The 21,938-nt window shown below is 40.3% G+C and carries 20 protein-coding genes; 18 read left to right on the top strand and 2 right to left on the bottom strand.

The features are described 5' to 3' along the window. Positions 1-113: 113 nt before the first annotated feature. From P3L56_RS04185 to P3L56_RS04145, 9 genes are all read left to right on the top strand, one after another. Positions 114-695, top strand: coding sequence for a YajG family lipoprotein (locus tag P3L56_RS04185; protein WP_042846912.1), 582 nt, complete (start codon positions 114-116; stop codon positions 693-695). A 145-nt stretch (positions 696-840) separates the two neighbouring features. Beyond that, positions 841-2,343, top strand: a complete 1,503-nt coding sequence (gene ampG, locus P3L56_RS04180; protein WP_042846915.1) for a muropeptide MFS transporter AmpG — start codon at positions 841-843, stop codon at positions 2,341-2,343. A 272-nt stretch (positions 2,344-2,615) separates the two neighbouring features. Continuing rightward, on the top strand, positions 2,616-3,386 hold the full coding sequence (locus tag P3L56_RS04175) for an outer membrane protein OmpK (RefSeq protein WP_042846916.1): 771 nt from the start codon (positions 2,616-2,618) through the stop codon (positions 3,384-3,386). Positions 3,387-3,814: 428 nt separating this feature from the next. Further along, positions 3,815-4,786 (top strand): cytochrome o ubiquinol oxidase subunit II, encoded by a 972-nt coding sequence (cyoA, locus tag P3L56_RS04170; protein ID WP_042846918.1) that lies wholly within the window; start codon positions 3,815-3,817, stop codon positions 4,784-4,786. 4 nt (positions 4,787-4,790) lie between these two features. Then, entirely contained in the window at positions 4,791-6,782 is a 1,992-nt protein-coding gene (gene cyoB, locus P3L56_RS04165; protein ID WP_042846919.1) for a cytochrome o ubiquinol oxidase subunit I, read from the top strand. Continuing rightward, a complete protein-coding gene (locus tag P3L56_RS04160) occupies positions 6,772-7,386 on the top strand; it encodes a cytochrome o ubiquinol oxidase subunit III (RefSeq protein ID WP_042846920.1) in 615 nt (204 codons plus the stop codon). The genes cyoB and P3L56_RS04160 overlap by 11 nt, the downstream gene beginning before the upstream one ends. Then, complete coding sequence (locus tag P3L56_RS04155; RefSeq protein WP_042846921.1) at positions 7,387-7,719, top strand: cytochrome o ubiquinol oxidase subunit IV; 333 nt, start codon at positions 7,387-7,389, stop codon at positions 7,717-7,719. 12 nt (positions 7,720-7,731) lie between these two features. Continuing rightward, the gene (gene cyoE, locus P3L56_RS04150; RefSeq protein ID WP_042846922.1) at positions 7,732-8,619 is read left to right on the top strand and encodes a heme o synthase; all 888 of its coding nucleotides are present in this window, start codon (positions 7,732-7,734) and stop codon (positions 8,617-8,619) included. 1,082 nt (positions 8,620-9,701) lie between these two features. Continuing rightward, a complete protein-coding gene (locus P3L56_RS04145) occupies positions 9,702-11,066 on the top strand; it encodes an MFS transporter (RefSeq protein ID WP_042846923.1) in 1,365 nt (454 codons plus the stop codon). 61 nt (positions 11,067-11,127) lie between these two features. Here P3L56_RS04145 and P3L56_RS04140 read toward each other — a convergent pair whose 3' ends face one another. Continuing rightward, complete coding sequence (locus P3L56_RS04140; RefSeq protein WP_042846924.1) at positions 11,128-11,619, bottom strand: YajQ family cyclic di-GMP-binding protein; 492 nt, start codon at positions 11,617-11,619, stop codon at positions 11,128-11,130. A 189-nt stretch (positions 11,620-11,808) separates the two neighbouring features. Here P3L56_RS04140 and panE point away from each other — a divergent pair, with 189 nt between their 5' ends. The 4 genes from panE (at position 11,809) to P3L56_RS04120 (ending at position 14,198) form a co-directional block, all read left to right on the top strand. Then, positions 11,809-12,720: a 2-dehydropantoate 2-reductase gene (gene panE / locus P3L56_RS04135; RefSeq protein ID WP_042846925.1), complete on the top strand. Its 912-nt coding sequence runs from the start codon at positions 11,809-11,811 to the stop codon at positions 12,718-12,720. After that, positions 12,683-13,276: a protein deglycase YajL gene (gene yajL, locus P3L56_RS04130; RefSeq protein WP_042846926.1), complete on the top strand. Its 594-nt coding sequence runs from the start codon at positions 12,683-12,685 to the stop codon at positions 13,274-13,276. The genes panE and yajL overlap by 38 nt, the downstream gene beginning before the upstream one ends. Before the next feature lie 267 nt (positions 13,277-13,543). After that, complete coding sequence (locus tag P3L56_RS04125; RefSeq protein ID WP_004914564.1) at positions 13,544-13,687, top strand: Hok/Gef family protein; 144 nt, start codon at positions 13,544-13,546, stop codon at positions 13,685-13,687. A 367-nt stretch (positions 13,688-14,054) separates the two neighbouring features. Beyond that, positions 14,055-14,198, top strand: coding sequence for a Hok/Gef family protein (locus P3L56_RS04120; protein WP_198861142.1), 144 nt, complete (start codon positions 14,055-14,057; stop codon positions 14,196-14,198). A gap of 69 nt (positions 14,199-14,267) precedes the next feature. Here the strand turns inward: P3L56_RS04120 and thiI are convergent, their stop codons facing one another. Next, entirely contained in the window at positions 14,268-15,719 is a 1,452-nt protein-coding gene (thiI, locus tag P3L56_RS04115; RefSeq protein WP_042846927.1) for a tRNA uracil 4-sulfurtransferase ThiI, read from the bottom strand. 219 nt (positions 15,720-15,938) lie between these two features. On the opposite strand from thiI, the gene xseB reads away from it, so the two are divergent. From xseB to P3L56_RS04090, 5 genes are all read left to right on the top strand, one after another. Next, positions 15,939-16,190, top strand: coding sequence for an exodeoxyribonuclease VII small subunit (gene xseB / locus P3L56_RS04110; RefSeq protein WP_042846928.1), 252 nt, complete (start codon positions 15,939-15,941; stop codon positions 16,188-16,190). A gap of 3 nt (positions 16,191-16,193) precedes the next feature. Beyond that, positions 16,194-17,111: a (2E,6E)-farnesyl diphosphate synthase gene (gene ispA, locus P3L56_RS04105; protein ID WP_042846929.1), complete on the top strand. Its 918-nt coding sequence runs from the start codon at positions 16,194-16,196 to the stop codon at positions 17,109-17,111. Between the two features lie 252 nt (positions 17,112-17,363). Continuing rightward, entirely contained in the window at positions 17,364-19,229 is a 1,866-nt protein-coding gene (gene dxs, locus P3L56_RS04100) for a 1-deoxy-D-xylulose-5-phosphate synthase (RefSeq protein ID WP_166685959.1), read from the top strand. Positions 19,230-19,844: 615 nt separating this feature from the next. Continuing rightward, positions 19,845-20,237: a carnitine metabolism transcriptional regulator CaiF gene (gene caiF, locus P3L56_RS04095; RefSeq protein ID WP_042846931.1), complete on the top strand. Its 393-nt coding sequence runs from the start codon at positions 19,845-19,847 to the stop codon at positions 20,235-20,237. Positions 20,238-20,591: 354 nt separating this feature from the next. Continuing rightward, entirely contained in the window at positions 20,592-21,905 is a 1,314-nt protein-coding gene (locus P3L56_RS04090; protein WP_272686270.1) for an SEL1-like repeat protein, read from the top strand. The last annotated feature ends 33 nt before the right edge of the window (positions 21,906-21,938 follow it).

The raw sequence follows: 21,938 nt of genomic DNA, 5'->3' as shown, positions 1-21,938 counted from the left end.
AAAATGTTGTCTAACCATTCAGGGAAAATAAACCACAACATTCTATATTGTATAACGGCTACCCGCACCATAACGAAACATTTTCAATTAGGAAAGATGAACTGGGAAAAATTATGTTAAAAAAACTGTGTTTTCCACTTGTTGCGTTGTTCCTGCTCGCTGGATGTGCAACTAGCAGCAACACGCTATCACTTGAACCGAAAATTGCTTTACCTGCTAAAAACCCGACATTAAATGCAACATCGATTAGTGTCAGTAGTGTTGATAACCGCACTAATAAGTCCTTAGCAGAAGTGAATCGTAATGGTAGCTTAGTCGTGCTTAACCCATCGCGTGACCCGCGTTACCTCATGCAAGAAGCAGTAGAAAAACAAATGGCAGCGCGCGGCTTCATGGTGACATCGCCTGCAAATGTGAATTTAGTGGTTCAATTGAATAAATTAGAGACTAAAGTTGCTGAAGGCAGTTTACGCCACAATATTACCGTCAACTCTAGCGTTAGTATTATAGCTACAGCCCCGAATGGTTCGACCAAAACGCGTTCATTCACGCGCAACTTTAATACGCAAGAATTGTTGGCTGCGAGTAATGCCAAAATAGAAACTGCTATCAATAGTGCATTAGCTGATTTAATTGCAGATATGGCTACAGACCAAGAAATCACCGATTTTATCAGACAGAATTCACGCTATTAATCGGGCAATCTACACTATAACGTATTAAGCTATCCAAGTTTTAATCACCATGACTTGGGTAGCCTAGCGCGGCGACTAGCTCCGCAGTGCAATGTCTCCCCAGTCAATGTATTGCAGCAATATAACATTAGGCCTAGAGGGGATTATGCCTCGTTTTACACTACCCAATAATATTACTTTAATTCTTTTAGGCTTTGTCTCAGGGCTGCCTTTAGCACTTACTGCGGGTACTTTACAGGCTTGGTTAACTGTTGAAAATGTTGATATCAGAACCATTGGTTTCTTTTCATTAGTCGGTCAAGCTTATGTATTGAAGTTTCTGTGGTCCCCTATGATGGATCGCTATACCCCGCCATTCCTCGGCCGACGCCGTGGGTGGTTATTAACAACTCAGATTTTGTTAATTATCAGTATTGCCGCGATGGGTTTCATGAACCCTTCTGAACACTTATGGTATCTTGCTGCGTTAGCTGTCACTGTTGCATTTTGCTCTGCCTCCCAAGATATTGTTTTTGACGCATATAAAACCGATTTACTCAGTGCAGAAGAACGTGGAATTGGCGCTGCGACCTCTGTGATGGGCTATCGGATCAGCATGCTCGTTTCTGGTGGGCTTGCACTTTGGTTAGCCGATAAGTTTTTAACCTGGAAACAACTCTACCTACTGATGGCAGGGTTAATGGTTATTGGTGTTATCGCAACACTGCTAGCCAAAGAACCTGAAGAAGATACTGCTCCTCCCACATCCCTAAAAAAAGCCATCTACGAACCCTTAGCTGAATTCTTTAGCCGCAACAATGCTTGGCTGATTTTATTACTGTTAGTGTTTTATAAGCTCGGCGATGCCTTTGTAATGGCGTTGAATACTAACTTTTTATTGAATGCATTAGGCTTTAGCTTAAGTGAGGTTGGCACTGTCAATAAAACGGTTGGGATGGCAGCAACCATTATTGGGGCGCTTTTAGGTGGGTACCTAATGAAAAACATGAGCTTATTTAAGGCTCTGTTTCTTTTTGGGTTACTGCAAGGCGGGTCAAATATAGGGTATTGGTTTTTAGCAATCACACCTCCACACATTCTCACCATGGGTTCAATTATTTTTCTTGAAAATATTTTCTCTGGTATGGGAACAGCTGCATTTGTTGCCCTGTTAATGACATTGTGTAATAAATCATTGTCAGCAACGCAATTTGCACTGCTTTCAGCGCTTTCTGCTGTAGGGCGTGTATATATTGGGCCAATTGCTAGTATTTTTGTCAGTAATTATGGCTGGCCGCTTTTCTACCTAATTTCAATTGGTGTGGCTGTTCCTGGGGTTTTACTATTATTAGCTTGCCGAACCTCTTTGGTTTACACACAGACTACAGGCTTATTTCAGCGCCGTGAGTTATATGCCAAAGGTTACCGCTTTGCCGTATATGCTCTAATTACTGCGGTCAGTTTTCTATCTATTTGGCTGCTTTCGCTACTTGTGTTCTCATTTAGTGGCATGAAACTGTATTTATTTACAACACAAATTGAGTTTTGGTTGGCTCTCCCTAGTTATCAAAATCTAATATTTAATACAGGTATTAGTATTGGCGCTATCAGTTTAATTATAGGTGGTAGCTTAGATTTTCTAGCTGTCCGTAAAACGTCTCAATCCTAGTCCTTCATTAAATCCCCCTCATCCATTAAATCAATTCCCTAAATAGAACTTATTAGTTTAGGGAATCTGATCTGTTGATTAAATTAGACCCAAATAGCAAATTTAACTAAATCCAACTCAATATCGTGATTACGATCACCATAACACTGAAATATATTTCTTAATTGCAATTTTAAAGACTAATATATCACAAGTTAAAGGCGGACTGTCTAATGCGTTAACAGATAGCGTACAACCCAACCTTATTAATCATTAAACGAAAATAATCTATTATGAAAAAAATCATTTGCATAGCAACCTTAGCATCTATAGCCGGAACGGCATATTCTGACGATTTTATTGGCTATCAAAATGGCTTTGCTGATATCAATGTAAACTATTTAGATTGGTCACATCGTACTGAAACAAAAACAGAAACGACTACGCGTAAAAAAGACTTTGCTTATATTGAATTAGAGGGAGGAGCTAATTTTAATTGGGGTGAATTATATGGTTTTTTTGATCTAGAAAACCCGTTCCACTCTCAGCACACCGATTCCGGACGTAATCGCCGCTATACCATTAAAACAACTGGTCGTTACTATTTAGGTGATACGGGTTTTAATTTGTATGGTCATGTTTATGGAACTTGGTCATTGCCGGGAGCTAAATATGGTGGCAACTTCCATGACGTCAATACGCTATATGGTATCGGTTATAACACCGCATTTGGTGACTTGTGGTTTAAACCGTTTATCGCATTGAATTATACAGACCAAACATTCTATTCCGGAAATAATGGCTATGTCGCAGGTTGGGTTGCCGGTTATAATTTCAACGTGTTAGAAGAAAACTTTATGATCACCAACTGGCACGAAATGGAATTTGCAAGAAATAAACGCTATAACGGTGGCAAACGCGATGGCATAAATGGGGCGGTCGCTTTTTGGTGGAATGCAACCAAGCACTTATCTGCGGGTGTGCAATATCGCTATGCTGACAATAAGTTAGGGGATACTTTTTACCAAGATGCAATCATTTATACATTAAAGTATACATTCTAACGCGCTCCAGAAAATTGCATTAGCATTTAATTATTTTTCTTTTTTTATCAGTAAAGTAATAATTTTTCTTTACTGTTTTGCTGATAAAACCATAAAAATGGTTTTATCAGCAATAAAAACCGTAACTTCCCTTAGCATTTTACTTATCATTCATATCAGTTCGCTTGTTTTTATGCTTCTTTTGTATATATTTTTCTTTGAATAATTACTAAGATAATTTAGTATTAGCGGGCTTTTATCAATATATACTTATAATACGTATCAATTTTAACTTTTTCTTTATAAGTTCTTTACATGTGATCATATTAACATAAAGAGCTAACAATTCCGTTTCTTTGCCTTACAATCATTTACACTCGCATAACCTTACCGTAAAATGCCCGCACTGATGAAACGACAATTAGAATCTTTGTCATTTGGGGTCGTGGATGAGACTTATGAACTACAAAAAAAGTATCGGAGCAATCTCACTCGTTGTAGCTGCCTTATTATTAGGTGGGTGCGATATGGTGTTGATGGATCCAAAAGGCGCCGTTGGCGTTAAACAAAAAGAGCTAATTCTTATTGCAATTGGCTTAATGCTTCTTGTTGTTATTCCTGTTATTTTCATGACGATCATCTTCGCTATGAAATATCGTGAATCCAACAAGTCAGCTACGTACCGTCCAAACTGGGCTCACTCAAATAAAATAGAGTTAGTCTGCTGGACTGTTCCTATCATCATTATCATTATTCTAGGTACTATTACTTGGAAAACAACACATGAGCTGGACCCATATCAGCCATTAGTTAGTGATCAGGAACCTGTCACAATCGAAGTTATTTCGGCTGACTGGAAATGGATATTTATTTATCCAGAGCAAGGTATTGCTACAGTTAACGAAATTGCATTCCCTACGGGTGTGCCAGTCAACTTCAAAATCACGTCAGATTCGGTGATGAACTCTTTCTTCATTCCATCATTAGGTGGCCAAATCTACGCGATGGCGGGTATGCAAACTAAGCTTCACTTAATCGCTAATGAACCAGGTACTTATAAAGGCTTCTCTGCAAGCTATAGTGGCCATGGCTTCTCTGATATGAAGTTTAATGCTATTGCAACTCCTGACCGCCAAGGTTTTGATGAGTGGGTACAAAAGGTAAAAGCTTCTCCTAAAACAATGGATACCATGCAGGCGTTCGACGAAGTCGCTAAGCCAAGCATGAACGTTCCTGTTACCTACTTCTCAAGCGTGAAACCTAAACTTTATGAAGATATCGTTCTGAAGTTTGGTCATGAGCACCATAAAGGTCACGCTCCTGTAGAAAATGAAGGTCATTCAATGACTGATCATAAAGAAACTACAGGCAATTCAATGCAAATGAGCCACAGTGCTCATGCAGCAGGCGCTGAGGAATAAGGGCATGTTCGGAAAATTAACACTAGATGCAGTTCCGCTCCATGAGCCAATTATCGTTGTCACACTGATTGGTATTGTCCTTGGTGGACTCGCACTGGTCGGTGCGATTACATACTTTGGTAAGTGGAAATGGTTGTGGAAAGAATGGTTGACTTCTGTTGACCATAAAAAAATTGGTGTCATGTACATCATTGTCGCTATGGTCATGTTGTTCCGTGGCTTTGCGGATGCGATTATGATGCGTGGTCAGCAAGTACTTGCTTCTGCTGGCCAAGAGGGCTTCTTAAACCCTCATCACTATGACCAAATCTTTACCGCACACGGCGTTATCATGATTTTCTTCATGGCAACTCCATTTGTTGTCGGTCTGATGAACCTCGTTGTACCTCTGCAAATTGGTGCACGCGACGTTGCCTTCCCATTCCTTAACTCATTGAGCTTCTGGTTCTTTGTAGTCGGTGTTGTTCTTATCAACATCTCTTTAGGGGTAGGTGAATTCGCACAAACAGGTTGGTTAGCTTATCCGCCACTATCTGGCTTGGAGTACAATCCGGGGGTCGGGGTCGATTATTGGCTCTGGAGTCTCCAGATATCCGGTATTGGTACACTATTAACAGGGGTTAACTTCATCGCAACTATTATCCGTATGCGTACGCCGGGTATGTCGATGATGAAAATGCCTGTATTCAGCTGGGCTGCGTTATGTACTAACGTATTGATTGTTGCTGCATTCCCTATCTTAACTGTGACGCTGACTCTTCTGACGTTAGACCGTTATTTAGGTACCCATTTCTTCACCAACGATATGGGCGGCAACATGATGATGTACATCAACCTGATTTGGGCATGGGGTCACCCTGAGGTGTATATCCTTGTTCTGCCTGTGTTCGGTGTATTCTCTGAAGTTGCAGCAACTTTCTCGAAAAAACGTTTATTCGGTTATACCTCATTAGTTTGGGCAACAATCGTTATCACCGTTATGTCCTTTATCGTTTGGTTGCACCACTTCTTTACGATGGGTTCAGGCGCGAACGTTAACGCCTTCTTCGGTATCGCCACGATGATTATCGCAATCCCAACAGGGGTTAAGATCTTCAACTGGCTGTTTACTATGTACCAAGGCCGTATCGAATATAAATCTCCAATGCTGTGGACTATCGGTTTCATCATCACCTTCTCTGTAGGTGGTATGACCGGCGTTCTGTTAGCCGTACCTGGTGCAAACTTCGTTCTGCACAACAGCTTATTCCTGATTGCCCACTTCCATAACGTTATCATTGGCGGTGTAGTATTCGGGTGCTTCGCAGGTATGACTTACTGGTTCCCGAAAGCTTACGGCTTCACGCTGAATGAGAAATGGGGTGTTCGTGCCTTCTGGTTCTGGATCATCGGTTTCTTCTTAGCCTTTATGCCGTTATACATTCTGGGCTTTATGGGTATGACCCGTCGCTTAAGCCAGAATATTGACCCGACTTATCATACAATGTTAGTCGTTGCCGCAGGCGGTGCTGCTTTAATCGCACTCGGTATTGCATGTCAAGTTATCCAAATCATTGTGAGTATCCGTGACCGCCATGAAAACCGTGATCTAACTGGTGACCCATGGGGTGGACGTACTCTTGAGTGGGCAACCTCTTCTCCACCACCATTCTATAACTTCGCGATTGAGCCACATGTTCAAACTCGTGATGCTTGGTGGGATCTAAAAGAAAAAGGTCTTGCTCATAAGAAACCAACTTCATATGAAGAAATTCATATGCCGAAAAATACAGGCGCAGGCGTTATTATCGCCGCATTTAGCTTGATTTTAGGTTTCGCAATGATTTGGCACATCTGGTGGATGGCAATCATTGGTTTCGGTGGAATGATCGTAACTTGGATTGCAAAAAGCTTCGACGAAGATGTTGATTACTACGTACCTGTGGCTGAAATCGAAGAAATCGAGAATAAGCACTTTGAAGAATTACGTAAGGCAGGTGTGAACGATGTCAACTAATACAATGACTAACCAAAATATCGCCCATGCTGAGCATGGGCACCACGATGCAGGTGGAACAAAAGTATTCGGTTTCTGGCTCTATATCATGAGCGACTTGATTCTGTTTGCTTGTTTGTTTGCTACCTATGTTGTTTTGGCCGATGGAACTGCTGGCGGTCCAGCTGGTAAAGATATCTTCAGTCTGAAGTTCGTATTAGGCGAAACTTTCTTACTCTTGGTAAGTAGTATCACTTATGGCTTCGCAATGATTGCGATGCATAAAGGTAAGATTGCTGCCGTTAACTTATGGCTGTTTGCAACGTTTTTGTTAGGTCTTGGCTTCGTTATCATGGAAGTTTATGAATTCCATGAGCTGATTGCTGAAGGTTTTGGTCCTGACCGTAGCGGTTTCTTATCTGGCTTCTTTGCACTAGTTGCAACGCATGGTTTACACGTAACTGCGGGTCTCATTTGGATTATTATCATGATGATCCAAGTTACTCGTCGTGGACTGACTGATGTAAACAAAACACGTTTGAATTGTCTAAGCCTGTTCTGGCACTTCTTAGACGTGGTTTGGATTTGTGTATTTACCGTTGTTTATCTTCTGGGGGCTATTTAAATGAGTCATGCAAAAGATGCTCACACTGGAGCAAGCCACGGTAGCGTTAAAACATACCTGATTGGCTTTATTCTATCAGTTATCCTGACCGTCATTCCGTTCTGGATGGTGATGGAAGGCACGGCGTCAACATCAACAATCCTCTGGACTGTTGTTGGCATGGCAGTTGTGCAAATACTGGTTCACTTAGTATGTTTCTTACATATGAATACCTCATCAGATGAGCGTTGGAACCTGGTTGCATTTCTGTTCACCATGCTAATTGTCGGCATTGTTGTTGTCGGCTCGCTGTGGATTATGTACAACCTGAACATCAATATGATGCTCGACTAAAGAGTTGCCGATATGTTTAAGCAATACCTGCAAGTGACCAAACCAGGAATTATATTCGGAAACTTGATTTCTGTGATCGGCGGTTTTTTATTAGCCTCTAAAGGCTCGATAGATTACCCGCTGTTCGTTGCGACTTTGCTGGGTGTATCACTGGTCGTGGCTTCTGGTTGTGTTTTTAACAACTACATCGACCGTGATATCGACCGTATCATGGAAAGAACAAAGAATCGCCCGTTAGTTAAAGGGCTGATTGACCCGAAAGTTAGCCTGATTTACGCAACTGTATTAGGTATTGCGGGTATGCTGCTACTACTTGTAGCAGCCAATGCTTTGGCAATGCTACTTGCAGTTATCGGTTTCATTGTTTATGTAGGCGTTTATAGCCTCTATATGAAACGTAAATCAGTTTATGGCACGTTGATTGGTAGTCTATCTGGTGCAGCACCACCAGTTATCGGCTACTGCGCTGTCACAAATGAATTTGATACAGGTGCATTGATCCTGCTATTAATTTTCAGCTTGTGGCAGATGCCTCACTCTTATGCCATTGCTATTTTCCGCTTCAAGGATTATAAAGCCGCAAACATTCCTGTGTTACCGGTTATCAAGGGAATATCTGTCGCTAAGACACATATTTTCCTATATATCCTAGCATTCATGGTCGCAACACTAATGTTAGCTATCAGTGGATATGCGGGCTATAAGTATTTAATCGTAGGTGCAGCAGTTAGCCTGTGGTGGCTCGGTATGGCTATTTCCGGTTTTAAAACCGAAAATGACGACCGTGTTTGGGCTAGAAAATTATTCATCTTCTCAATCGTAGCTATAACCTCATTGAGCGTGATGATGTCTGTTGATCCTATTGTTTCAAGCGATACTGTTATAGCTCTCGTCAGATAACTTTTCTAGTTACTGATGATAACTATGCCTAAACGGCGGGGTTTCCCCCGCCGTTTTCATTTACCATTCCTTGCGTTAATGACCCATTTTTACTTATTCTGCCTACCCTTATGACGCAATTTTATGGTTAAATAGCCCCTTGCTATTATAAGCTAGATATAAAACGCACTATTAAAAGCTATAATCCATTGATTTTATACATTAAAAATATCAGTTCTACTTATAAAGATTCAAAATAGATTGAATTATAGAAAAGCGACAAACGAAGATATCCTTGAGAACGTACATCAATATGTGACCTAGGTAGCTAAGAGATGCCAGCACCGCTACAACTCGAAATATGAAGAATATTATTGCAAGGCGACAAACGAGGATATCTTAGGGAGCATACATCAGTATGTGACCTAAGAAGCCGAGAAAAGCCAACACCGCTACAGCTAACATACTGATAGTTTGGTTTAAATTATTTTGCTACAACATCACTTTTTTATTCAAAATAGTTCGTGTTGTAGCAAGGCGGCAAACGAGGATATCTTAGGGAGCATACATCAGTATGTGACCTAAGGAGCCGAGAGAAGCCAACACCGCTACAGCTAACATACTGATAGTTTGGTTTAAATTATTTTGCTACAACATCACTTTTTTATTCAAAATAGTTCGTGTTGTAGCAAGGCGGCAAACGAGGATATCTTAGGGAGCATACATCAGTATGTGACCTAAGGAGCCGAGAGAAGTCAACACCGCTACAGCTAACATACTGATAGTTTGGTTTAAATTATTTTGCTACAACATCACTTTTTTATTCAAAATAGTTCGTGTTGTAGCAAGGCGGCAAACGAGGATATCTTAGGGAGCATACATCAGTATGTGACCTAAGAAGCCGAGAAAAGCCAACACCGCTACAGCTAACATACTGATAGTTTGGTTTAAATTATTTTGCTACAACATCACTTTTTTATTCAAAATAGTTCGTGTTGTAGCAAGGCGGCAAACGAGGATATCTTAGGGAGCATACATCAGTATGTGACCTAAGGAGCCGAGAGAAGCCAACACCGCTACAGCACGAAATATGAAGAATAAAAATGAATGATAATAAAATGACATCCACAGAGCTTAGATCCACTTGGGGGTTAGGTTCTGTTTTTTCCTTGCGCATGCTTGGAATGTTTATGGTTTTACCCATTTTGACCAGCTATGGGATGCATTTACAGGGCGCTAGCGAATTTTTAGTTGGTGTTGCTATCGGTATTTACGGCCTTAGCCAAGCCATTTTCCAAGTTCCTTTTGGCTTAATGTCAGACAAAATAGGCCGTAAGCCACTCATTATTATTGGGTTAGTGATCTTTATTCTCGGTAGCATTATTGCTGCATTAAGTGATTCTATTTGGGGAATTATCATCGGTCGGGCCCTTCAGGGAGCTGGGGCGATTTCTGCGGCTGTAATGGCATTACTTTCTGACTTAACCCGCGAACAAAATCGAACCAAGGCTATGGCATTTCTAGGCATTAGCTTTGGCTTAACATTTGCCATCGCATTAGTTTTGGGCCCTATTATTACCCATATGATTGGGTTAAATGGCCTATTCTGGGGGATCGCACTTCTCGCTGTCGGCGCTATCGCACTCACTATTTTTGTTGTTCCAGACACCAATACCCATGTTTTAAACCGTGAGTCAGCCTTTGTTCAAGGTAACTTAAAAACCGTTCTTGCTCAGCCACAATTACTGAAATTGAATATAGGTATTTTATGTTTACATACCTTGTTAATGTCGAGTTTTGTTGCCTTGCCACTCATTATGACAAAAGCTGGTTTTTTAGCCCCCGATCATTGGAAAGCCTACCTAGTTACCATGCTAATTGCCTTTGTAACAGTACTGCCTTTCATTATTTATGCTGAAAAATACCGCAAGATGAAGCAAGTCTTTCTATTTTGCATCGTACTGCTCGCTGCTGCTGAAGTGACATTATGGCTTTCAGGTAATCACTTATGGGTTATTTTCTTAGGTATTCAACTGTTTTTTATTGCCTTTAATATTATGGAAGCCATTTTACCATCACTGATTAGTAAGGAAGCTCCCGCTGGTTACAAAGGAACCGCAATGGGTGTTTACTCCACTAGCCAATTTTTAGGTGTCGCTATCGGTGGTATTGTCGGTGGGTGGTTATACAATTTTGAAGGGGCAAGCACTGTCTTTATTGGTGGCTTAATTTTAACGGTTATCTGGTTTGTTATTAGCTTAACAATGCAACAACCGCCTTATGTCAGCAGTATTCGCATCGAATTACCAAAACACATTGAAGATAGTCGCGCTCTTGAGCAAAAATTACAGGCACAAAATGGAGTCATGGAAGCGCTCGTTGTAGATGAAGAGTTAAGTGCTTACGTTAAAGTTGATAGAAAGATTATTAACAGGGAACAACTCGAAGCGATTATCAACTCACAATAAGCAATAAATAGTTAGCCCATAATAAATGGGCTAACTATTTAACATGTAAGTTTCACAATGATTAATCGCGAAAATTATTAAACTGGAAAGGTTGGCCTAAATTACCACCACGCACGAGCGCCATAACCGATTGTAAGTCATCGCGAGCTTTACCTGTCACACGAACTTGGTCGCCTTGAATTTGCGCTTGTACTTTTAGCTTGCTGTCTTTGATCAATTTTATTATCTTCTTAGCAATAGCAGCGTCTATCCCTTGTTTGAATGTCACTTCAACACTATAGGTTTTCCCGCTATGTACAATATCATCTGGTACATTTAATACCGCACCATCAATACCGCGTTTTGCCATTTTTTCTCTTAAAATATCGACTAACTGAAGTACTTGGAAATCAGACTCACTGGTGATTTTCACTGACTCATTTTTGTCATTTAGTTCAAAGCTGGCTTCAACATTTTTGAAATCCCAACGGCTTGTTAGCTCACGCTGTGCATTTTCCACTGCGTTGCGCACTTCATTCATTTCAACTTCAGATACAATATCAAACGATGGCATAACTAAAACCTCGACTAATTATTTTTTAGGTTGCCCGCATAATACCGTCTTTGCTCCCCCTACTTCAAGTTATCAAGGACCACTAGATTTCGTTTACTACAACTCAACGTATTAACAGTATATACTAAGAAAAAATCACTTCCGCCTTACCTTATAAGACGTTAGAGATCCGATATGAAAGGGGAAACAATGAAAATAACCCTAATTGGTTGTGGTGCAATAGGTAAATTGTGGCTTTCCTCACTAACCTTGCAAGGGCACGAAACACAAGGTTGGTTACGTGTTGCTCAGTCTGATTTATTTGTCGATGTTAATGACCCCAGTGGGCGTACTTTCCGAGAACTTATTCCTTGCAATAATATTAACCATCTGCAAACAAGTGAGCTTGTTATCGTGTGTTTAAAAGCATGGCAAGTTTCCGATGCCCTACTCCCCTTACTCGGTAATATCCCTGAGAATACGCCAATTTTATTGCTCCACAATGGAATGGGAACAATCGAAGAACTCGCCCCTATACGCCACCCAATTTTAGCGGGTGTCACAACACACGCTGCTTGGCAAAAAAATAACCAAGTATTCCATGTCGCTCATGGTATTACGCATATCGGTGCAATTAATTCACAAGCACAAGCTTACTACCCAATTGCAGATATTTTACATGAAGCTTTACCAGACGTCGCTTGGCATAACCATATTCAAACAACCTGTTGGCGCAAACTTATCGCAAACTGCGTGATTAACCCGCTTACGGTTGAATATGACTGTAAAAATGGGCAGCTAATTGATTACCCGAAACAAATTTCACAAATCATAGATGAAATCTGCGCTGTTATGGAAGCAGAAGGGCTACATACCGATAAATCAGAGCTAACCGAGTATATATACAGCATTATTTATAATACTTCGGCTAACTATTCTTCTATGCTGCAAGATGTGCGCAATAACCGCCGTACCGAAATTGATTACATTACGGGTTTTTTAATCAAACAAGCGCGAGCTCATGGGCTTAGTACTCCTGAAAATGACCGCCTTTATCATTTAGTCAAAAATAGAGAACAACAATATGACGATTTCCGTTCTAATTTGCATCGCTCATGGTAGTGAAGAAATAGAAACCGTGACTAGCGCAGATTTATTAGTCAGAGCCGGTATTAATGTTACTTTAGCCAGTGTAACTGAGGATAGCTCCTTACAGGTTACTGCTTCTAGAGGAATGAAAATTGTCGCAGACACACCATTAATTAAAGTCGCAGATGAACCTTTTGACGCAATCGTACTTCCAGGAGGGCTTGCTGGCGCTGAGACTTTCCGTGATAGCCCTCTGGTTGTCGAAAAGGTTCGCCGCATGCATCTTGATGGCAAAATTGTCGCAGCTATTTGTGCAGCGCCAGCCATTGTATTGGAGTACCATCAACTATTCCCACTTGGCAATATGACGGGTTATCCTGCCATGAAAGATAAAATTTCAGCCAATAAATGGGTTGACCGCCGAGTTTATTTTGATGAGCGAGTTAATTTGCTAACGAGCCAAGGTCCCGCAACATCTTTTGATTTCGCCTTAAAATTAATCGAACTCTTAGTTGGTCGTGAAATTGCAGGGAATGTTGCCAGCCAGCTAGTTTTGCCGAATGGGATCAACGATTATTTAGAAGATTAAATGGAAATTTATAACATCGCATAATAGGTTATCAGATAACATTAACCCACTGAATAATAATGATTATCAAATAAAACCATCAGTAAAAAGACTTCGTTTATAGCCCTTTTTTGCTATTATCATAGTGGGTGCTTGGATCATTTTGGTTCAAGCATTTGCTAAAGCCAAAAAGACGAAAGCCCCGAATTTAGATGTTAATCTTAATCCGAGGCAGTTTCCAAACTCACAATTTGATTCTGTCTCCTTTTAGAAAAGGAGTCAAGAGGAATGGCCAAAATTGCCCTTCTGGGGCTAGTTACCGTGTGTCTTACGGTATTGTGTTTTTCATTGTTAATGCAAGAAAGGCTATGCTCTTTCAGTATCAGCAGCGGAAGCACGCTGGTTCAAGCGACGTTATCTTGCGATAACTAGTCTTGTGGGGGAATTTCCCCCACATTTCTCTCTAATTGTACGTTGGTGATACAAGCACCCTGTTTTGAATCTACACTCTTTGCCATTCTTACTTCAGTTCAATCAATAATCATAATAATACCAATGATATCAAAATCATTATAACCGATTGAATTTAAATTCTTTTATTATAAAAACTGACTGTAAATAGATTTATTTCGAGTGGATCTTTGCTATGATTGCCGTGGGTGCTTGGATCATTTTGGTTCAAGCATTTGCCAAAGCCAAAAAGACGAAAGCCCCGAATTTAGATGTTAACCTTAATCCGAGGCAGTTTCCAAATCACACAATTTGATTCTGTCTCCTTTTAGAAAAGGAGTCAAGAGGAATGGTCAAAATTGCCCTTCTGGGGCTAGTTACCGTGTGTCTTACGGTGTTGTGTTTTTCATTGTTAATGCAAGAAAGGCTATGCTCTTTCAGTATCAGCAGCGGAAGCACGCTGGTTCAAGCGACGTTATCTTGCGATAACTAGTCTTGTGGGGGAATTTCCCCCACATTTCTCTCTAATTGTGCGTTGGTGATACAAGCACCCTGTTTTAAGTTATGGGCGATAAACCTTTATATTTTCATAACCTTGCTCTTTTAGGTATAGTGCTTGCAAGCGGCTCATTACCCCACGGTCACAATATAATAAATAGGTTTTATCTTTTGGTAAGTCACCAAATTGCGTACTCAATTTATAGAATGGAATGTGCTTAACTTCCATTCCATCTACATTCAGTGGCTTGTCTTCAAATTCATCAATTGAACGAATATCTAAAATCACTTCATTTTCAATTGAAAGCTCACTCACCATTTCAATTTCAGGGACTTTTTCAAGGCTTTCTTGTGCAATTTGTCGAATATCGATATTTTGCGCTTGCTCCACAACAGACTCTAAAATAGCAAAATCAAAATTGGCCTCTTCTGCTTCAATTCGTGCTTTAACAGCTTTCACTGTTGGGCTTTTTGAAATCACACCACAATATTCCGGCATGGTTTTCGCAAAATCTTCAGTCCCAATTTGCCGAGCTAATTTGATTATGTGTTCTTTGTCATGAGAAATCAGTGGCCTTAGCACCAAAGTATCAGAAGCATTATCAATAAGACGCAAGTTAGTTAAAGTTTGGCTAGACACTTGACCAAGCGCTTCACCCGTAACAATTGCCTGCACACCATAACGCTCCGCAACTTTAGACGCAGCTCTCACCATCATACGTTTAAGTACAACGCCCATTTGGCCATCATCGACTTTCTCTAAAATTTCAGCCACAACTGGCTCAAAGTTTACAGCAATAAAGCGCACTTTATGGGAGCTACCAAAACGGTTCCATAGATAATGTGCAATTTGCTTCACGCCAATTTCATGTGCCGCACCACCTAAATTAAAAAAGCAGTAATGAACACGGCAACCACGGCGCATCAACATATAGCTAGAAACACCAGAGTCAAACCCACCGGAAATTAGCGATAAAACATCTTCTTGCGTCCCTATAGGAAACCCGCCAATACCTTCAATACGTGATTTAACTAAAATCAGTTTGTCATCTTCAATTTCCAAATGCACGGTTGTATCTGGGTCTTTGAGCTTAACTTTAGCCGAAGGAATATGTTGGTTTAAACCACCACCAATGTAACGCTCAGCTTCAATCGATGAAAATTCGTGCTTACCGCGGCGTTTCACCCGAACACAAAAAGTTTTGTTTTCGAGAGACGCACCATAAGATTCATGGGTCATTTCATAAATATGGTGCAGGCTAGTAAACGGTTTTTCTTCCACTTCAAGGATATGGTGGATACCGGGAATACGACCTAACATGTCACAAATTTCGTCGTGCTTCGTTTCCCCTTTCACACGCACTTCAATATTATCCCAATTACGGACAACCGAAATTTCTTCGCCAAGAGGTTTTAGCACGTTACGGATATTGCTAGTCAGAATTTTAATGAAACGTAGCCTAACAGTTTGGCTTTTGATGGTAATTTCTGGGAATAACTTAATGATAAACTTCATAATAGCTGCATGTTCATGGTTGTGGGGCAAACGAACGTGTCTTAACAAGGACACACGTATAGGTTACCAATTGTCAATAAAGAGGCGTATTATAACACTATCTTGCGGACTGAATCTAAAAACACCAATAATAAATTGTAACCGTGGCAAGACTACGTTAGTCTGCTAAATATTTAACATTCCCCGAATTAACTAATTTAACATTAGTGGCTAAAGAATATGGCTAAAGAAAAATCTCAGCAAGTTGCACCTGTTAGTTTTGAAAACTCGCTTCAAGAGCTAGAGCAAATCGTCGCTCGTCTTGAATCCGGTGACCTCCCTCTAGAAGACGCTCTGAATGAGTTTGAACGTGGCGTTCAAATTGCCAAACAAGGTCAAAAAGTACTGCAACAAGCTGAGCAGCGTGTACAAATATTGCTCAGTGATGACGAAAATAAACCTCTTGCCGATTTTTCACCTGATACTGAATAAATTATGTCTGAACAACATTTAGATAGCTTCACGCTGCAACAAAAACAAACCTATGACAGAGTCAATCAATACCTTTTAGATGCCCTAAATGCGATGCCTTTTGCAAACCTTCCTCTTGCACAAGCAATGCGATATGGCACGTTATTAGGCGGGAAACGTTTACGCCCATTTTTAACTTATGCGGTAGGCTCTATGCTTGGTGTGAACCAAGAAAACCTTGATGCACCAGCTGCCGCTGTCGAGTGCATCCATGCCTATTCATTAATTCATGACGACCTGCCCGCTATGGATGACGATGATTTACGCAGAGGTCAACCAACCTGCCATATAAAATATGGTGAGGGTAATGCTGTCTTGGCGGGAGATGCATTACAAACGCTGGCCTTTCAATTACTTGCTTGTGCCCCAATGCCAGATGTCGCTGATAAAGACCGTATCGCAATGATAGCCGAGCTATCCTATGCAAGTGGCCTTGCTGGGATGTGTGGTGGGCAGGCTCTGGATTTAGACGCCGAAGGGAAATACGTCGACCTTGAATCCTTAGAACGTATTCATCTGCATAAAACTGGTGCACTCATTCGCGCAGCTATTCGCCTTGGTGCTTATGCCGCTGGCGAAAAAGGGCATCAATTACTACCTGTTTTAGATAAATACGCACAGTCCATCGGGCTTGCCTTTCAAGTTCAAGACGATATCCTAGATGTTATCGGGGACAGCACGGTAACAGGTAAGCGCCAAGGGACTGATGCTGAGCACGAAAAAAGCACTTACCCATCTTTACTCGGCCTTGAAGCGGCTCAACAAAAAGCACGTGAGCTATATCATGATGCAATAAGCGCTTTAGAGACGATCCAGTCATATGGGTATAATATAGAAATGCTAAGCGCTTTAGCTAATTTCATTATTGAGCGTAAAAACTGACAATATGCTTTGCCTTTTGGCAACAAGAAGGTCGATAATTACGGCATTTATTACCTTGATGAATCTTCAGAACATTCTATAACTCAAAAAACAGACAGACTATTGCTTACACTAAGCGAGTTATAGAAAGGCAATCAATGAGGATCACCCACAATATGCGTAGATAAATTTACGCACCGCAATACTTAGATAACTGTTTCAGTACCGAGTATTCAATATGTGGGTTTTTTATTAATTATAAGTGAGTACCTAATGAGTATTGATATCGCTAAATATCCAACGCTAGCATTGGCAGAGACACCAGATGAGCTTCGTCTGTTGCCCAAAGAAAGTTTGCCTAAGCTGTGTGATGAACTCAGACAGTTTTTGCTGAGTAGCGTTGGTCGTTCTAGTGGTCACTTTGCTTCTGGTCTCGGTGCAGTTGAGCTTACCGTCGCATTACATTACGTCTACAAAACCCCGTTTGATAACCTTGTTTGGGATGTCGGGCACCAAGCCTACCCACATAAAATTTTAACGGGTCGTCGTGACCGTATTGATACTATTCGTCAAAAAAATGGTTTGCACCCTTTTCCATGGCGTGAAGAAAGTGAATATGACATTTTAAGTGTTGGCCATTCATCCACATCGATTAGTGCGGGTTTAGGAATGGCTATTGCGGCAGAAAAAGAAAAGCAAAACCGTAAAACCGTCTGTGTGATTGGTGATGGAGCTATCACCGCAGGGATGGCATTCGAAGCCATGAACCACGCAGGGGACGCCGCACCCGATATGCTTGTTATCTTAAATGATAATGAAATGTCTATCTCCGAAAATGTTGGCGCGTTAAATAACCATTTGGCTCACCTGCTTTCTGGCAAGCTATACACCACATTACGTGAAGGTGGGAAAAAAGTTTTCTCTAACTTACCGCCAATCAAAGAATTGCTGAAAAAGACCGAAGAACATATCAAAGGTATGGTTGTTCCTGGTACCATGTTTGAAGAATTAGGCTTTAACTATATTGGCCCTGTTGATGGACATGACGTCGTCGCCTTAGTTCAAACCTTAAAAAACATGCGTGATTTAAAAGGCCCACAGTTTTTACATATCATGACTAAAAAAGGTCGTGGTTATGAACCTGCCGAAAAGGACCCAATCAGTTGGCACGCAGTACCAAAATTTGACCCAAGCACATTCACTTTACCCAAAAGCAAAGAGACGGGACCGACATTCTCTAAAATCTTTGGAGATTGGCTGTGCGAAGAAGCCAAAGATGATGACAAGCTAATGGCAATTACGCCAGCTATGCGCGAAGGCTCTGGTATGGTTCGGTTTTCTAAAGAATTCCCTGATCAATACTTCGATGTCGCGATCGCAGAGCAACATGCTGTCACCTTTGCAGCTGGTCTTGCTATTGGGGGCTATAAACCCATCGTCGCTATCTATTCGACCTTCTTACAACGGGGTTATGACCAAGTCATCCATGACGTGGCTATCCAAAAAGTACCGGTGATGTTTGCTATTGACCGAGCCGGCATTGTTGGCGCTGATGGCCAAACCCACCAAGGTTCATTTGATATTTCATTCCTACGCTGTATCCCTACTATGGTGATCATGGCACCAAGTGATGAAAACGAATGCCGCCAAATGCTACATACTGGCTACCATTACCAAGATGGCCCAAGTGCTATTCGTTACCCGCGAGGCACGGGGACAGGTGCACAGCTACAACCTTTAGCTCCACTAGAAATTGGTAAAGGAGTTATCCGTCGCCAAGGGGAAAAAGTTGCTATTTTGTGTTTTGGTACGTTACTTAGTCATGCATTAGAAGCCGCTGAGCAATTAAATGCGACTGTGGTTGATATGCGCTTTGTTAAACCATTAGATGAAGCCCTAATCCTTGAGGTGGCAAGCAGCCATGATGTGCTCGTTACACTCGAAGAAAATGCAATTAAGGGTGGTGCGGGTAGTGGTGTGAATGAGTTCCTAATGCAGGAAAAAAGAATCATTCCTGTTTTAAACCTTGGTTTACCAGACTATTTTATTTCTCAAGGTAGCCAAGAGGAACTTATCGCTGAGCTCGGGTTAGATGCAACGGGTATTATTAAGTCAATTAATACCTACTTAGCCAAGTAATAGGTTAACGAAAAAAGGCATTACCATGATAATGTAATGCCTTTTTAAATAACAAAGTTAATCACTCTCATTTTCTTTTTATATACACAGTAATAGAGTGTTAACTTTAACTCTATTATTTCATTTCCAATGCAACTTTTAAAAAAAACACTTTTAAACCCTGCTTTTACATCTTAACTATATTTTTATATCATAATAATAAATAAAAAAAACCAAACATAATAAACTTATATACAATGATATTTATTCTATTCACTCTAAAACAGAATATATACAAAATATTTATCTTGAATGTAAATTTTGAAAATAAAAACATGCAAATTATTTTTAAATCCATTAATATGAACTATGTCACTGTATGACAGTGTAACTTAAGCTCTGACTTATATTGGTTTTTCATTGCATTATGCAATAAAGCTTTTCCTATTATATTTCAAAGCGTAACACTGAATAATAACGACTATATGATTTTAACAATTTTAACCAGGCTTTAATATTTAATTATTTTGTTTTCTTAATTTAAAAACCAGGAAACAAATAAACGCATTCCAACTACAATTTGCATATAGTTTCTCTTTATTTAGCCAATTTTAATAAATATATTTGGGAGCGCTTATGTGTGGACAATATATTAATGAACCTTTGTATTTATCCATTGCTAACTGGGTAATGAAACAAGGGCGCTGGATCACCGCCAGAGAAATATCCAATAATTTTGATATCCCTCACCCTAATGCGGTTAATATTGTTTCTTATATTTTATCTGACGTAGCTGAAATTCAATGTGAAGTTAAAATGATCCCGAATAAATTATCGGGTCGTGGCTGTCAGTGCCAAAGGCTGATTAAGGTTACAAAAATTGATAATCAACTTTATGCACGTCTTAGAAACCACCAATCTGAAAAAGTCACTATTGATTCTCCAGTGAAAGCGGCATCTATGCCACCGAGTGAATTAAATCGAGAGCAAAAATGGCAATGGATGCTATCAAAGGCACAACGCCGTTAACATAATGATCACATCAAAAAAACACGGGCTCAAGTCTGCGTTAAGGCTGTCGACAAAGCGGGATAAAAGCGTATTTTTCCCGCTTTGTATTATCAGCCGAAAATCAACAAATTAATTTTCTTGATATACTTTCAATAACTTATACAACTCAACAAATGAGATGCAAAGCTAGCTTTATAATTCTAAAAATATATTATTTATGGCATGATAGCCATCTATGGGAAGAATAAGCCTGTATAGTATTGCCTATCCAAGAGAGAAATATTTACTGAATATTGGTTTAGGTTAAAAGGTTGCTAAGAAAACTTAACTTTCATAGCAGAAAATGGACGCTATTTATCACCTATAATTAATATGAAAAATAAATTATTTCTAATCGCGCTATTGTTAATAACGGCAAGCCATGCATATTCAAACCCAGAGTTAAATAATGATAACTTTGAGCAAACAAAAATATTAGCAGAACAAGGCAATATTGAGGCTCAAAATCAACTCGCGATCATGTATTTCAACGGTTCTGGCTCCAAGCAAGACTATGTTAAGGCAATAGAGTGGTTTCAAAAAGCCGCTGAACAAGGATATGACGCTGCACAAAGCAATCTTGGGATAATTTATTTACAAGGTTTGGGAACTCAGCAAAGTTATACTCTGGCAAAGGGCTGGCTCCAGAAATCGGCTGAACAGGGATACGCGCAAGCTCAATATAACCTTGGAATAATGCATAAAAAAGGGGAAGGAACCAAGAAGGATCTTGCTCAAGCAAAAGAGTGGTTTCAACAAGCTGCTGATAAAGGCTATATTGACGCACAAAGCCAACTCGGTGAAATGTACTTAAACGGTGACGGAACCCAGAAAAACTATCCCCTCGCCTTAAAGTGGCTTCAAAGTGCCGCAGACAAAGGAAATGCAAACGCACAATTCAACCTTGCACTTATATACTTAGACGGCTTGGGTACCGAACAAAGCTATCAAGAAGCGTTGTGGTGGTTTCAAAAAGCCGCTGAGCAAGGAAACGCGGCTGCTCAGTACAATTTAGGTTTAATGCATCAAGACGGGTTAGGCACTCCCCCCAACAATTCACTAGCAAAAGAATGGTATCTAAAATCTGCACAACGAGGGCATGCACCCGCTCAAAGCAATTTAGGGCTTATCTATATTCAAGACACTGAAAAACAACCAGATTATACCTCCGCCAGAGAATGGTTTCAAAGGGCAGCAGAACAAGATTACGTCATTGCACAATATAATCTTGGCATGATGTATAAAAATGGTGATGGCGGCATTAAAAATAAAGAAATGGCAATAAAATGGCTACAAAAGGCCGCTGAACAAAATTACCCATCCGCACAATATAATCTTGGATTATTGTACCAAGATGAAAAATATAACCACCAAAATCATAGCTTAGCGAAAGAGTGGTATCAAAAAGCCGCTGAGCTAAACTATGCGCCCGCGCAAAATCAGCTTGCCATATTGTATCTAAAAGGAATTGGCACGCCGCAGAGTTATACTCTTGCAAAAGAATGGTTTCTCAAAGCCGCGGAACAAAATAATGCTTCCGCACAATTTAATCTCGGTGTGATGTATAAAAATGGTGATGGCGTTGAAAAAAATGAAAGCGTGGCTCAAGAGTGGTTTCAAAAAGCTGAACAGCAAAAAAATAACTAACCTCATTTTTTCATAATAATCACTGTCGATAAT

Source organism: Providencia sp. PROV024, assembly GCF_032709665.1.
GTDB lineage: Bacteria > Pseudomonadota > Gammaproteobacteria > Enterobacterales > Enterobacteriaceae > Providencia > Providencia huashanensis.
This window is presented reverse-complemented; position numbering and strand designations above follow the sequence as displayed.

Coding starts and splice junctions, on each gene's coding strand:
- P3L56_RS04185 (WP_042846912.1), top strand. CDS start 114: ATGTTAAAAAAACTGTGTTTTCCACTTGTTGCGTTGTTCCTGCTCGCT.
- ampG (WP_042846915.1), top strand. CDS start 841: ATGCCTCGTTTTACACTACCCAATAATATTACTTTAATTCTTTTAGGC.
- P3L56_RS04175 (WP_042846916.1), top strand. CDS start 2,616: ATGAAAAAAATCATTTGCATAGCAACCTTAGCATCTATAGCCGGAACG.
- cyoA (WP_042846918.1), top strand. CDS start 3,815: ATGAGACTTATGAACTACAAAAAAAGTATCGGAGCAATCTCACTCGTT.
- cyoB (WP_042846919.1), top strand. CDS start 4,791: ATGTTCGGAAAATTAACACTAGATGCAGTTCCGCTCCATGAGCCAATT.
- P3L56_RS04160 (WP_042846920.1), top strand. CDS start 6,772: ATGTCAACTAATACAATGACTAACCAAAATATCGCCCATGCTGAGCAT.
- P3L56_RS04155 (WP_042846921.1), top strand. CDS start 7,387: ATGAGTCATGCAAAAGATGCTCACACTGGAGCAAGCCACGGTAGCGTT.
- cyoE (WP_042846922.1), top strand. CDS start 7,732: ATGTTTAAGCAATACCTGCAAGTGACCAAACCAGGAATTATATTCGGA.
- P3L56_RS04145 (WP_042846923.1), top strand. CDS start 9,702: ATGAATGATAATAAAATGACATCCACAGAGCTTAGATCCACTTGGGGG.
- P3L56_RS04140 (WP_042846924.1), bottom strand. CDS start 11,619: ATGCCATCGTTTGATATTGTATCTGAAGTTGAAATGAATGAAGTGCGC.
- panE (WP_042846925.1), top strand. CDS start 11,809: ATGAAAATAACCCTAATTGGTTGTGGTGCAATAGGTAAATTGTGGCTT.
- yajL (WP_042846926.1), top strand. CDS start 12,683: ATGACGATTTCCGTTCTAATTTGCATCGCTCATGGTAGTGAAGAAATA.
- P3L56_RS04125 (WP_004914564.1), top strand. CDS start 13,544: ATGGCCAAAATTGCCCTTCTGGGGCTAGTTACCGTGTGTCTTACGGTA.
- P3L56_RS04120 (WP_198861142.1), top strand. CDS start 14,055: ATGGTCAAAATTGCCCTTCTGGGGCTAGTTACCGTGTGTCTTACGGTG.
- thiI (WP_042846927.1), bottom strand. CDS start 15,719: ATGAAGTTTATCATTAAGTTATTCCCAGAAATTACCATCAAAAGCCAA.
- xseB (WP_042846928.1), top strand. CDS start 15,939: ATGGCTAAAGAAAAATCTCAGCAAGTTGCACCTGTTAGTTTTGAAAAC.
- ispA (WP_042846929.1), top strand. CDS start 16,194: ATGTCTGAACAACATTTAGATAGCTTCACGCTGCAACAAAAACAAACC.
- dxs (WP_166685959.1), top strand. CDS start 17,364: ATGAGTATTGATATCGCTAAATATCCAACGCTAGCATTGGCAGAGACA.
- caiF (WP_042846931.1), top strand. CDS start 19,845: ATGTGTGGACAATATATTAATGAACCTTTGTATTTATCCATTGCTAAC.
- P3L56_RS04090 (WP_272686270.1), top strand. CDS start 20,592: ATGAAAAATAAATTATTTCTAATCGCGCTATTGTTAATAACGGCAAGC.